This window comes from Conchiformibius kuhniae DSM 17694 (assembly GCF_000428785.1).
GTDB classification, from domain to species: domain Bacteria; phylum Pseudomonadota; class Gammaproteobacteria; order Burkholderiales; family Neisseriaceae; genus Conchiformibius; species Conchiformibius kuhniae.
In genome coordinates this window covers 17,066-30,029 of record NZ_AUAP01000013.1, presented here as the reverse complement: position 1 = coordinate 30,029, position 12,964 = coordinate 17,066, and the positions used below count along the sequence as shown (strand labels likewise).

Genomic DNA, 12,964 nt, shown 5'->3' with positions numbered 1-12,964 from the left:
CCCAATTGGGGCAACACACGGGGCTGCACTTTATGTGCAGCCCCTGAAACATGATTAAAAAGACGAACCCGGCGTTTGCAAAAACGCCGTTTCTTCCGCCATGCTTTCGCGCCCCAACACCGCGTTGCGGTGCGGATAACGCCCGAAACGGTCGATAATCACCTTGTGTTTGATTTCAAAATCCAGCGCGTGGGGCGTGGTGTGTTCGGCAAACAGCTTTTCCGCCAGCACATGCACGGCGCGGCTTTCGCTGTGCATCAGGGGCATCAGCATCATGTGGCGTTCGGACACGTCCATCTCGGCGAAACCCGCTTGCCGCACCGCTTCCTGCGCCAGCACCACCGCCATGCCGTCCTGCGCGAAAGCGAGCGGGCTGTCGCGGTGCAGATTGCGGGAAAACTGGTCCAGCACGATGATTTCCGCCAAACGTCCGTGCAGGCTGTCGCGCCAGCCATAAAGTTCTCCCTGCGCTGCCTGTTGCCACACGGCGGCGAAACGCGTGCGGATTTGTGCATCAAATTCATCGCTTTTTTGAAACCAAAACGGGCGGTTGGCTTCGGAAAACCAAAAATCCAATACGGTTTGCGGGGTCATTGCGCCACCTTTCCAATCAATCTGTTAAAAATCCAGCCCTTCCCGCGCACCCGATGCTTGCCGGCTTTCTGCCGGCGCGGGAATGACGGTGCGGCACCGCTTATTGCGTTTTGCCCGCTTGGGCAGCCGCGCCCATGTCGGCGGCGGCGGTAAACAACACATCGGTGGACGAATTGAGCGCGGTTTCGGCAGAATCCTGAATCACGCCGATAATCAGACCCACAGCCACCACATTCATCGCCACATCATTGGGAATATTGAACAGGCTGCACGCCAAAGGAATCAGCAGCAGCGAGCCGCCCGCCACCCCCGATGCGCCGCACGCGCTCACGGTGGCAATCAGGCTCAACAGCAAAGCAGTGGCAAAATCCACCGTAATGCCCTGCGTGTTGGCAGCCGCCAAAGTCAGCACGGTAATGGTAATCGCCGCGCCCGCCATATTGATGGTCGCCCCCAAAGGCAGCGACACCGAATAAGTGTCTTCGTGCAGGTTCAGCCGTTTTGCCAAAGCAAAATTCACGGGAATGTTGGCGGCGGAAGAGCGGGTGAAAAAGGCGGGAATGCCGCTTTCGCGCAAGCACAAAAATACCAAAGGATAAGGGTTTTTGCGGATTTTCCAAAACACCAGCAGGGGATTGACCACCAAAGCGACAAACGCCATGCAGCCGACCAGCACAAAAATCAATTTGCCGTATTCCCGAATCATGCTGCTGAATTCGGTGGCGGCGGCGGTTTCCGCCATCAGCCCCAAAATCCCCAAAGGCGCAAAACGGATAATCCAGCCGACAATGGCCGAAACGGCTTTGGACAAATCGGCAACGGCGGTCAGGGTGCTGGCGGCGGCGGTGCGGCGCAGGGCGAAACCGAGCAGCAACGCCCACGCCAAAATGCCGATGTAGTTGGCACTGCTCAAGGCGCCAATCGGATTGGCAACCAGATTCATCAGCAAATTGGACATCACTTGGGCAATGCCCGAAGGCGGATTGAGCGCGTGGTCGCCGCTTTGCACCAGCGTCATGGTGCTGGGAAAGGCGAAGCTCGCCGCCACCGCCGCCACCGCCGCGCTGAACGTGCCAATCAGGTACATGAGCAAAATCGGACGAATGTGGGTTTTGGTTTCGGTATTGTGTTGGGCAATCGCCGCCGTAACCAATACAAACACCAAAAACGGCGCGACACTTTTCAACGCGCCGACAAACAGCTTGCCCAAAATCGCCACCGCCGGCACGGCAGCAGGCAGCATTTCGCCGATAAACGCGCCAACCAGCAATCCGGCAATAATCTGATACACCAATCCGACACGGCGGTAAACGCGGCACAGCGTATTGCAAAACATGATGATGCTTCCCAAAATCAAAAACGGGGATTGTATAGTTGTTTGAAAAACGGTTCAAATGTTTCCGCAGCACGGCGGGATTCAGCGCCAGTCTTCAATCTGCCAGCCTTCGGCTTGCGCCGTTTGGCGCAGGGTGTCGTCCGGATTGACGGCAACCGCCACATCGGCATGGCGCAGCAGGGGCAGGTCGTTTTTGGAATCGCTGTAGAAATACACGGTTTCGTAGTCGGCGCGGGATTTGCCGCGTGCGTGCAGCCATTGTTGCAGACGCACGATTTTGCCTTCGCCCAAGCTCGGCACGCCGTCGATTTCGCCGCTAAAGCAGCCGCGTTCATCGCAAACCAGAGCCGTGCCGATGACTTCGCCGATGCCGAACGCCGCGCAAATGGGGGTGATGATGAATTCGTTGGTGGACGAAATCACCAGCAGTTCGTCGCCGTTGCGGCGGTGGCGCTCGACCGTTGCCCGTGCTTTGTCGCGCAGGTGCGGGGTGATTTTTTCGCGCATGAATTGGCGGTGCAGACGGTCGCGCTCTGCGGGCAAAACGTCGCGCAGGGCGCGGAGTTGGAAGGCAAGGTATTCGTGTATGTTCAGGCAGCCGTTGCAGTAGTCTTGGTAAAACTGTTGGTTGCGTGCGGCGGCTTCGGCGGCGTCCAGCAGCCCTTGTTCGATGAGAAATTCGGTAAAGGCATGGTCGCTGTCGGTGGCAATCATGGTGTGGTCAAGGTCGAAGATGGCAAGGCGGGTCATGGGGATATTCCTGTGCGGGGAGCGTGGCGTTGGTAAGGGGTGCTGCGGTTCGGCTGTTTTTCAGGGTGTGTCATCATTTGAATTTTTTACATTAAATCAGTTATATACAAATGCCGTCATGCCCGCACATTGCGGGAATCCATTGCCCGATGCTTGGCAAGCCATGTTTTATCAAGGTTTGTCGTGCTTCGACTTGGATTCCCGCAGGCGCGGGAATGACGGCGCGGTGTTTTACCGGTCAATTGATGACACGATTCAATTGTTGCCCGCCACGGTAACGAGCCGGTTGCGCAGCCAACGGACGGCAACGGGCAGTTCGCCCGCCAGCAAGCCGATGGGGCCGGTTTGGCGGGCAGCCAGCCATTCGGCAGCCGCGCCGTGCAGCCAGACGGCGGCGGCAACGGCTTGTTCTACGGCAATGCCTTGTGCCAGCAGGCTGCCGAGCAGTCCCGCCAATACATCGCCACTGCCGGCGGTTGCCAAGCCGGCATTGCCGTTGCGGTTGATGCGTAAAAAGCCCGATGCCGATGCAATCACGCTTTCGTGTCCTTTCAACACCACCCAAGCCTGATGGCGGGTCGCCAGCTCGCGCGCCGCCCAAACGCGGTTTTGCACGATGGCATCGGGGGTGCTTTTGAGCAGTTTGGCGGCTTCGCCGGGGTGGGGGGTGAGTACGCGCACGGTGTCGGCAGACGGGGCGGGCAGGGGGTGTTTGGGCAGCAGGTGCAGTGCGCCCGCGTCCAACACCAGCACGCGCGCCCGTTGGCAGACGTGTTGCAGCAGGGCGGCGGCGCTGTCGGTTTGCGCCAGTCCGCAGCCGACAATCCATACATCGGCATCGGCGGCGGCAACGGCGGCGGCATCGTCAATCATCAGCTCCAAGCGGGCGCGGTGTGCCGGCGGGGGGTAGTGTTCCAAGCCGACCAAAACTTTGCCGCAACCGCCGTACATGGCGGCTTCGCCCGCCAGCAGTGCCGCGCCGCTCATGCCTTTGCTGCCGCCCAGCACCGCCGCCGTGCCGAATGTGCCTTTGTGGCTGTCGGCGGGACGGGCGCGGCAGATGTCGGGAAAGTGCTGCAAGGCATAGCGGCGGCAGGTTTCGGTGTCAAACGGTGTCATGGCGCAACCCCAATACGTCCTGCATGTCGAACAGGCCTTTGTCGCGCTGTGCCAGCCACACCGCCGCCCGCACCGCGCCCGCCGCAAAGGTCATGCGTCCGGAGGCTTTGTGGGTGATTTCCACGCGCTCGCCTTCGCCCGCAAACAATACGGTGTGGTCGCCGACAATGTCGCCGCCGCGCACGGTGGCAAAGCCGATGGTCTGCCCGTTACGCGCCCCCGTCTGCCCTTCGCGCCCGTACACGGCGCATTCGCGCAAATCGCGCCCCAAGGCGTTGGCAACCACTTCACCCATGCGCAATGCCGTGCCGCTCGGGGCATCAATTTTGTGGCGGTGGTGCGCTTCGATGATTTCCACATCGTAGCCTTCGTTCAGCACGCGGGCAACGGTGTCCAAAATGTGGAAAGTCAGATTTACGCCCACGCTGTAGTTGGCGGCAAACACGATGGCGGTGCGCTCGGCGGCAGCGCGAATCGCGGCTTTGCCCGCTTCATCGTAGCCCGTTGTACCGATGACCATTTTTACGCCGTGTTCGGCACAGGCACCAATCAGGGGCAAAGACGCATCGGGACGGGTAAAGTCAATCAGCACGTCGCAGCCTTTTAATACCGCACCGGCATCGGCACTGATGCGGACGTTGGCGGCAACGCTGTTGCCCAATACCAGCGAAGCGGCATGCTCCAATGCGCCCGACAGCAACACGTCCGCACGCTGCACCACCGCTTCAATCAAGGTTTTGCCCATGCGTCCGCCCGCTCCGGCGATGGCGATTTTTAAAGGTGGGGTCATGGTTGTTGTACTCCTTCGTTTGCGGGCTTCGGTGTGCCGTCTTCAACGCGCGAAACCATATTGCCTTGAAAATACACGGTCAGCGTGCGGGTTTCTTTCACTTTGCCGCCGCGCGTGCGCTCATAAACATAATCCCAACGGTCGTTGCGGAACAGGGGGCGCAGCAGGGGCGTGCCGATATAAAGCTGCACTTGTTCGCGGGTCATGCCGGGGCGCACCGCCGCCACCGCTTCCGCGTCCAAAGGCATGCCCTGAACCACAGGCAGTTTGTAATACGGCAACTGTTCCACCGTTTTGGGCGTGCAGCCCGCCGCCAGCAGCACCATGCCCAAGCACATCAAAGGTTTGTTCACCGGCTTTCCTTTCGCTTGCGTGAAAATACCCAACAATACCATAAGGCGGCAGCCGCAGAAAGTTTTTCCGAATGATAATTGTGCAAGCCGCCCCGCTTTCCCCTATAATCGCGCCCTTTGCCGTTTGGGGGAACAAAACATGCTGTATGCCGCACTTGCCGTATTGTTCGGACTGGCGGTGCTGGTGTGGAGCGCCGACCGCTTCATCGACGGCGCCGCCGCCACCACACGACACTTCGGCATGCCGCCGCTTCTGGTCGGCATGGTCATTGTCGGATTCGGCACGTCCGCCCCCGAAATGGTGGTGTCCGTATTGTCGGCAACAGACGGCAGCCCGGGCATCGCGCTGGGCAACGCCTACGGCTCCAACATCACCAACATCGCCCTGATTTTGGGCATCACCGCCCTCATCAGCCCCATTGCCGTCCAAAAACAGATATTGCGCGGCGAAATGCCCGTTTTGCTGGCAGTTACCCTGCTGACCGCGATATTGCTGTGGGACAAAGACCTCTCCCGCACAGACGGCTGGCTGATGCTCGCCGTACTGGCAGGCTACATGACCCACAGCGTGTGGCAGGCATGGCGCGGCAACACCGCCCCCGCCGAAGCAAACGACCACGGCGAACTGCTCCCCTTAAAACAAGGCATCGCATGGCTGCTGGCGGGCTTGGCATTACTGGTTGCCAGCTCGCGGCTGCTGGTGTGGGGCGCAACCGGCATTGCCCAAAACTTGGGCGTAAGCGACCTGCTGATTGGCTTGACGGTGGTTGCCATCGGCACCTCCCTGCCCGAACTGGCATCATCGGTGATGGCAGCGAAAAAAGGCGAACACGACATCGCCGTCGGCAACGTCATCGGCTCAAACCTGTTCAACACACTGGCAGTGGTCGGCTTGGCGGCAACGATTCACCCCATGCCCGTAGCGGCGGAAATCCTACATCGCGACCTGCCCGTGATGGGCGCCCTAACCCTGCTGCTGCCCCTGCTGTGCTTGAACGGCAGCATCGGGCGCATCAAAGGCGCAATCCTGTTTGCCGCCTATCTTGCCTACACCGCCTGTCTGCTGCTTCAGGTTCTCTAGGATGCGTCATCAATTAGCCGAAAAAACACAGCGCCGTCATTCCCGCGCAGTCGGGAATCCACCTCCCGATGCTTGGCAAGCCATGTCTTATCAAGGTTTGTCGTGCTTCGACTTGGATTCCCGCATTCGCGGGAATGACGATGCAAAGATTTTTCAGCCAATTAACAATACGACCTCATTTGAAACGCGCCGTCATGCCCGCACCTTCAGGCATGACGGCGCATTGTTTTTCACGCCCGATACGCCGCCATATAATTGACCGACACATCATCATTCAAAGCATAACGCCCGAACACGGGGTGATAAGTCAAGCCGCACATCGATTCGGGCGACAAGCCCGCCCCCCGCGCCATCCGCGCCAACTCTGCCGGCGTGATGAACTTTTGCCAATCGTGCGTGCCTTTGGGCACGATGTTCAGCACATACTCCGCCGCCACAATCGCATAAGCATAAGACTTGCGGTTGCGGTTGAGCGTGGAAAAAAACACATAACCTTCCGGCTTGGCGAGCTTGGCACAGGCGCGAATCACCGAAGACGGGTCGGGAACGTGTTCCAACATTTCCATGCAAGTAACCACATCGTATTGCTGCGGCTCGGCGGCTGCCAAGTCTTCCACGCTGATGCAACGGTATTCCGCATTGGCAACGCCCTGCTGCGCGGCATGGCTGCGGGCAACGGCAAGCGACTGCTCCGCCATGTCGATGCCCACCACCCGCGCCGCCCCCGCCCGAGCCAAGCTTTCCGACAAAATCCCGCCGCCGCAGCCCACATCCAACACCGTTTTGCCCTGCACCCCTGCGGTGCGGACAATGTAGTCCAAGCGCAAAGGGTTGATGTCGTGCAAGGATTTGAGCTCGCCCTGTGTGTCCCACCAGTTTTGTGCCAAACGGGCGAATTTGTCGATTTCGGCAGCATCAACATTGGGTGAACGGGTTTCTTCGCGCATCATCACAGGTAAAATTTTTCCACAGCGTTGAGACGGTCGTCCAAGCGGTACACCAAGGGCTGTCCGGTGGGGATTTCCAAGCCCATGATGTCGTCGTCGGAAATGTTTTCGATGTGTTTTGCCAACGCCCGCAGCGAATTGCCGTGCGCCGCCACCAGCACGCGTTTGCCCGCCAAAATTTCGGGGGCGATGCAATCGTGCCAAAACGGCAGCACCCGCGCCAAGGTAACTTTCAAGTTTTCGCCGTCCGGCACCACATCGGCGGGCAAAGCGGCGTAGCGGCGGTCGTTGTGCGCGGAAAATTCATCGGCGGGGTCGAGCAGGGGCGGCAGGGTGTCGTAGCTTCTGCGCCAAATGCGCACCTGTTCGTCGCCGTATTGTTCGGCGGTTTGTTTTTTGTCCAAGCCTTGCAGCTTGCCGTAATGGCGTTCGTTCAAACGCCACGATTTGATTTGCGGCACCCACAGTTGCCCGCTTTCTTCCAAAACGATGTTGCAGGTTTTGATGGCGCGGGTGAGCACGGAGGTAAACGCCACGTCAAATTGGTAACCGTGCTGTGCCAATTTGCGTCCTGCCGCTTGGGCTTCGGCAATGCCCTGCCCGCTCAAAGGCACATCACGCCAACCGGTAAACAGGTTTTTGGCATTCCATTCGCTTTGTCCGTGTCTGATGAGTACCAGTTCCATAATATCCAATCCTTATGTGTTTAAGTGGGTGAATCCGTATCGGCAGCCGCAACGGGCGCAAGATAGCGCAAGCCGACAAATTGTTGTTCGGGCGCAACTTCGGTAATGCTCAGCCGCACCGTGCTTTTCGGGGGGATTTCGGCGGGAATGCCCGTTGCCCGCGCCACCAAAGGCACGCCTTCGAGCCGCACCAAATCTTCTTTCAAAATCTGTGCGCGGATTTCGCCGATGTGTTCCTGCTGCAAATACACCATCGCCCAATAGCCTTCCATTTGGTTTTGAAAATCGCGGTAGGCGGTGTAGGTACTGTCGAAATTGCTGACGGCGGCAAACAGCATGCTGTCGTTCGCGCCGAAGCGCGGCGGGCAATCGGGCATCAGCAGGCTTTGCAGTTGTTTTTGGTTGATGTAGTCGGCAGCGCGGCGCAGGGGCGAGGTAAACCAACCGTAGTGGCTCAAGTTCATGCCGATGTGCGCTTCGCAGCGTGTCGCCATGCGCACCCTGCCCGCAGGCTGGACGCGGAACAATCCGCCCAATTGATGCTCGTCCAGCATTTTCGCCCATGTGCTGTTGGCGAGAATCATCATTTCGCTCACCAGCGTGTCAATCGGCGAACCGCGTTCGCGGCGGCTGATGCGTACCTTGCCCGCTTCGTCAAATTCGATGCCGTAATCGTATTTTTTGACGGTGTTTTCTTCGTAGCGGTCGCGCTGTTTTTGCAGGGCGGTTGCCAAACGGTGCAGCCAAATCATTTCCGCATGAAACGGAAACTGCGGCGCATCGGGCGTGCCGGTGCCCGTGTCGCTGTTGAAATGCGGCTCGATGGCGTGAATACGCAGATTGCGCTCGACAAACACGCGCTCGATGCGGTGTTCGGCAGCCAACAGCTTGAAATCCGCATCAAAATCAAAATACGCACTGAAGGCGGGACGTGCCGCGCCCTCGTCCAAGCTGAACGCGCCAATCCAGCTTTCCGGCAACATGGTGATTTTGCCCGCCGGAAAATATACGGTACTCAAGCGGTTCATAATCACCTGCTCGATGGGGCTGTCTGCCGCCACTGCCAAAGCGGGCGCGGCAATGTGTACGCCCACGCGCATGATGCCGTTGCCCAAGTCGCGCAGGCTGAAGGCATCGTCGATTTCGGTGGTGGAAGCATCATCGATGGAAAAGGCGCGTACCGCATCGGGCGCATCGGGCAGGTCGGGAACGGACGGCGCGGCGATGTCCGCGGCAAAGCCCGTGCCGTGCGGAAAATAGCGGTATTCGAAGCGTTGTTGCAAATATTCAGGCAAACCCGATACCGCGCCCGTGTGTTTCGCCAGCTCGTACAAACCGGTTTTCAATTCGTCTGCGGCTTTGGCAAAGGCTTTGTAAGCGGGGCTTTGCTTGTCGGGCTGATGCAGAATGGTGCGGATTTCGGCGGCAACGGCTTCGGGCAGTTTGCCTGCCGTCAAATCGGCACACCATGCGTTGATTTGCGCTTCGAGCTGTTTTTTGCGTTCCGCCGCCGCCAATGCCTGTTGCAAAATATCGGCGGGCGCGGCTTTGAACACGCCTTTGGCTTTTTTGTGGAAATAAAGCGGCGCAGCGTAGAGTGCCATCAAGGTGGCGGCGGTTTGGATTTTGCCCGGATTGGCACCGAAATATTCGGCGGCCGCATCGGCGGCGGTAAATTCATCGCTGCCCGACACTTCCCACAACAAAGCGGCATCAATGCCTTCCGCTTCGGCACGGGCAGATGCCAAAAACGCCTCACCCGAGCCCTCAAACTCCAAAAACACATTGGCGGCTTTGATTTTCACACGCTTGCCGTGCGGCGTATCTGCCTGATAGGTGCTGTCGTTTTTCTGTACGACTGCGGCGGTTTTAAACTGACCGCCCTCTTCATAAAAAATCTGCATCATCAAAATCGGGGACATTGCGGGTAGGCGGATTATAGCCGAAAATCCCACCCTAAAAAATTTCACCTGCCACACCGATTGTGGCATGTCCGTGCGGACGGCATAAGAAAAAGCCCAAACCAAAGTTTGGGCTTTTGCAACTGGCTCCCCGAGCTGGGCTCGAACCAGCGACCTGCGGATTAACAGTCCGTCGCTCTACCGACTGAGCTATCGGGGAAAGACAGCTTTATTCTAGCAGACCTACACACCAAGTCAAGCCAAAATTGTTCAAGCAAAAAGCTCCCTATTAAAACCAATAGGGAGCTTATCAGGTACGGCTTGTTAAAACCTTAAAATGTTAAATGTCTACTTAAGTCTTAGGAGCAGTTTCAGGAGCTGAACAGCCAGAAGGAATAAATTTATCTTTCCAACCTGGAGCGTTTTTCTTATCCACAAGACACTTCCACACGCCTTGTGCATCGCGTACTTGTGAAATTTCCGCGCCGTGAATGTCCTTGTTTGCATTACCACCCAATACACCCTTAATAGTAGTAACGTTATCTGCTACAGCTACACTAGCTGCCGACAACAGATTGGAACGCACCTTACTACCACTACCCATACCTGTTTTCAACCCAACAGGTGCTTTGGCAGAAGTACTGCCTGCCGCAACATCAGTACCTGCAACAGGCGTTTTGCCATCAAAAATTGCAGCATCAACAGCAGTTTTTGCAGCAGCCAGCTCACCTACCACGCGGGTGGTTTGGGACTTGGAAATGTAATCTTGGTACATCGGCAGAGCGATGGCAGCCAAGATACCGATAATTGCGATTACAATCATCAATTCAATCAGGGTGAAACCTTTTTGCAGAGCTTTCATAACAGACTCCTGTTTTGTCAAAATGAAAAGTTGTAAAACAACGGTTCGCCGAGTAGTATCGGGTTTCGCATTACACGGGCTTGCCGTTGGTCTTGTGGAAAAGAAAGCAGCATACATGCCCGTTTTGCCCAACAACAATCAAAATCTCTTCCAAGTTGCTGTTTTGAAAACAAAAGGCTGTGCACACTACCGTTTTGCTTCTCATCACAAATGTAATTAACCAGCTAAGATTAACGTAATTTGTCAGTTTTTGTCAAGAGAAAACGGAAAAATATGTTTGTGCGCCTGCCAAAATCCGGCTTATCCGCCCGATATGGGCGCAAATGGGCAGTTTGGGCGCGTTATCGGCTATAATGTCGCGGTGCCGCACGTTGCGCTATCGCTGCCATAGTTTTAATGGCGGGCGTTTGCGCGTATAGTTCGGCACATTGCATCAAGCAATTAAAATGTGTATTTCGATAGCTTATATTTAAAGGAACACCAACCATGTCCAAATGCCCTGTTACCCATCTGACCCGCAGCAACGGCGCACCCGTTGCCGACAACCAAAACAGCCTCACCGCCGGCCCGCGCGGCCCTTTGCTGGCGCAGGATTTGTGGCTGAATGAGAAGCTCGCCGACTTTGCCCGCGAAGTGATTCCGGAGCGCCGCATGCACGCCAAAGGTTCGGGCGCGTTCGGCACGTTTACCGTTACCAACGACATCACCAAATACACCCGCGCCGCCATTTTCAGCGAAGTGGGCAAAAAAACCGAAATGTTTGCGCGTTTTACCACCGTTGCCGGTGAGCGCGGCGCCGCCGATGCCGAGCGCGACATTCGCGGTTTCGCCTTGAAGTTCTACACCGAAGAAGGCAACTGGGACATGGTGGGCAACAACACCCCCGTGTTCTTCCTGCGTGACCCGCGCAAATTCCCCGATTTGAACAAAGCGGTAAAACGCGACCCGCGCACCAATATGCGTTCCGCCACCAACAACTGGGATTTCTGGACGCTGCTGCCTGAAGCCTTCCACCAAGTTACCATCGTGATGTCCGAGCGCGGCATTCCCGCCAGCTACCGCCACATGCACGGTTTCGGCAGCCACACCTACAGCTTCTGGAACAAAGACGGCGAGCGTTTCTGGGTGAAATTCCACTTCCGCACCCAACAAGGCATCAAAAACCTGTCCAACGAAGAAGCCGCCGCCATCATCGCCAACGACCGCGAAAGCCATCAGCGCGACCTGTATGAAAGCATTGAAAAAGGCGACTTCCCGAAATGGACGATGTACGTTCAAGTGATGCCCGAAGCCGATGCGGAAAAAGTGCCCTACCACCCGTTTGACCTGACCAAAGTTTGGCCGAAAGGCGATTATCCCCTGATTGAAGTGGGCGAGTTTGAACTGAACAAAAACCCCGAAAACTTCTTTGCCGATGTGGAGCAATCCGCTTTCGCACCGAGCAACTTGGTTCCCGGTATCGGCGCTTCTCCCGACCGTATGCTGCAAGCGCGTTTGTTCAACTATGCCGATGCGCAACGCTACCGTTTGGGCGTGAACCACAAGCAAATTCCGGTAAACGCGCCGCGTTGCCCCGTTCACAGCAATGCACGGGACGGTTACGGTCGGGTGGACGGCAACTACGGCAGCAATATCCACTACGAACCCAACAGCTTCCAGCAGTGGCAGCAACAGCCCGATTTCGCCGAGCCGCCGTTGAAAATTGACGGTTATGCCGCGCATTGGGATTTCCGCAACGATGATGCCGACTACTTCAGCCAGCCGCGCGTGTTGTTCAACAATATGAGCGACGAACAGAAGCAAACCCTGTTCAACAACACCGCCGCCGGTATGGGCGATGCTTTGGACTTCATCAAATACCGCCATATCCGCAACTGCTACGCTTGCGACCCCGCTTACGGCGAAGGCGTTGCCAAAGCTCTGGGCATGACTGTGGCAGATGCGATTGCCGCTTACGACAGCGACCCGGCGATGGGCAACCCCGGTTTGTTGAAACCTGCCGGTAAATAATCATCTGATTTGATGTAAAAAAACAACCGCCTGTGTGCCGTGTGCATACGGGCGGTTTTTGTGTAAACGGCGGTTTACCTTTTTTGTCGCCCGCTTAAAATAAAAACATAAAAAATCCTTTATAATAAATATTTTCCATTCACACATATTGAAGAGAGTTACACATCATGCTGAAATCCAAAACCGTTCTTGCCGCTTTGTTCGCTGCGTTTGCCTTTGGCGCGGCCGCGCCTTCTTTTGCGGGTGACGATGAGCGTTATTACGAACAAAACCGCGCCCAATTCATCACTTATGAAAAAGCGGCACAAACGGCGGTTGCCCATGTCGGCGGCGGCGTTGCCACCGATGTGGATTTTGAACACAGCGTGCGCAAAGGAACTTATTTTGAAGTGGAAGTGCGCGGCAAAGACGGACGCGAATACGATGTGAAAATTGATGCGAAAACCGGCAAGGTTTTGTCTTCAAAGATTGATTATTAACATCAGGGCAAACACCAAAGGAATTTGCCCCTAGTATCATCAATTAACCGAAAAAA

General features: G+C 56.6%; 13 protein-coding genes and 1 tRNA gene. 3 read left to right on the top strand and 11 right to left on the bottom strand.

Going from position 1 to position 12,964, the window contains the following annotated elements; all coding sequences use genetic code 11:
• Positions 1–54: 54 nt before the first annotated feature.
• The 6 genes from G392_RS0106165 to G392_RS12300 form a co-directional block, all read right to left on the bottom strand.
• Positions 55–594, bottom strand: coding sequence for a DUF924 family protein (locus G392_RS0106165; RefSeq protein ID WP_027009539.1), 540 nt, complete (start codon positions 592–594; stop codon positions 55–57).
• Positions 595–694: 100 nt separating this feature from the next.
• Positions 695–1,933 (bottom strand): serine/threonine transporter SstT, encoded by a 1,239-nt coding sequence (gene sstT, locus G392_RS0106160; protein ID WP_376986859.1) that lies wholly within the window; start codon positions 1,931–1,933, stop codon positions 695–697.
• Positions 1,934–2,011: 78 nt separating this feature from the next.
• The gene (locus G392_RS0106155) at positions 2,012–2,680 is read right to left on the bottom strand and encodes an HAD family hydrolase (RefSeq protein ID WP_027009537.1); all 669 of its coding nucleotides are present in this window, start codon (positions 2,678–2,680) and stop codon (positions 2,012–2,014) included.
• Positions 2,681–2,935: 255 nt separating this feature from the next.
• Positions 2,936–3,799, bottom strand: a complete 864-nt coding sequence (locus G392_RS0106150; protein WP_027009536.1) for an NAD(P)H-hydrate dehydratase — start codon at positions 3,797–3,799, stop codon at positions 2,936–2,938.
• Positions 3,786–4,589, bottom strand: a complete 804-nt coding sequence (gene dapB, locus G392_RS0106145) for a 4-hydroxy-tetrahydrodipicolinate reductase (protein ID WP_027009535.1) — start codon at positions 4,587–4,589, stop codon at positions 3,786–3,788. Before dapB ends, G392_RS0106150 begins: the two co-directional genes overlap by 14 nt.
• Positions 4,586–4,942, bottom strand: a complete 357-nt coding sequence (locus tag G392_RS12300; protein ID WP_245571938.1) for an outer membrane protein assembly factor BamE — start codon at positions 4,940–4,942, stop codon at positions 4,586–4,588. The genes dapB and G392_RS12300 overlap by 4 nt, the downstream gene beginning before the upstream one ends.
• 139 nt (positions 4,943–5,081) lie before the next feature.
• On the opposite strand from G392_RS12300, the gene G392_RS0106135 reads away from it, so the two are divergent.
• Complete coding sequence (locus G392_RS0106135; protein ID WP_027009533.1) at positions 5,082–6,023, top strand: calcium/sodium antiporter; 942 nt, start codon at positions 5,082–5,084, stop codon at positions 6,021–6,023.
• A 230-nt stretch (positions 6,024–6,253) separates the two neighbouring features.
• Here the strand turns inward: G392_RS0106135 and ubiG are convergent, their stop codons facing one another.
• The 5 genes from ubiG to G392_RS12295 form a co-directional block, all read right to left on the bottom strand.
• A complete protein-coding gene (gene ubiG, locus G392_RS0106130) occupies positions 6,254–6,970 on the bottom strand; it encodes a bifunctional 2-polyprenyl-6-hydroxyphenol methylase/3-demethylubiquinol 3-O-methyltransferase UbiG (RefSeq protein WP_027009532.1) in 717 nt (238 codons plus the stop codon).
• Positions 6,971–6,972: 2 nt separating this feature from the next.
• Complete coding sequence (locus tag G392_RS0106125; protein ID WP_027009531.1) at positions 6,973–7,656, bottom strand: 2,3-diphosphoglycerate-dependent phosphoglycerate mutase; 684 nt, start codon at positions 7,654–7,656, stop codon at positions 6,973–6,975.
• Positions 7,657–7,676: 20 nt separating this feature from the next.
• On the bottom strand, positions 7,677–9,560 hold the full coding sequence (locus tag G392_RS0106120; RefSeq protein WP_027009530.1) for a ribonuclease catalytic domain-containing protein: 1,884 nt from the start codon (positions 9,558–9,560) through the stop codon (positions 7,677–7,679).
• Positions 9,561–9,701: 141 nt separating this feature from the next.
• Positions 9,702–9,777 (bottom strand) — tRNA-Asn (locus tag G392_RS0106115).
• A 132-nt stretch (positions 9,778–9,909) separates the two neighbouring features.
• Positions 9,910–10,419, bottom strand: a complete 510-nt coding sequence (locus G392_RS12295; protein ID WP_034334559.1) for a pilin — start codon at positions 10,417–10,419, stop codon at positions 9,910–9,912.
• A gap of 486 nt (positions 10,420–10,905) precedes the next feature.
• On the opposite strand from G392_RS12295, the gene G392_RS0106105 reads away from it, so the two are divergent.
• Together G392_RS0106105 and G392_RS0106095 are read left to right on the top strand one after the other, a co-directional pair.
• Complete coding sequence (locus G392_RS0106105) at positions 10,906–12,429, top strand: catalase (RefSeq protein ID WP_027009529.1); 1,524 nt, start codon at positions 10,906–10,908, stop codon at positions 12,427–12,429.
• Positions 12,430–12,596: 167 nt separating this feature from the next.
• Positions 12,597–12,908, top strand: coding sequence for a PepSY domain-containing protein (locus tag G392_RS0106095; RefSeq protein ID WP_027009528.1), 312 nt, complete (start codon positions 12,597–12,599; stop codon positions 12,906–12,908).
• Positions 12,909–12,964 lie beyond the last annotated feature (56 nt).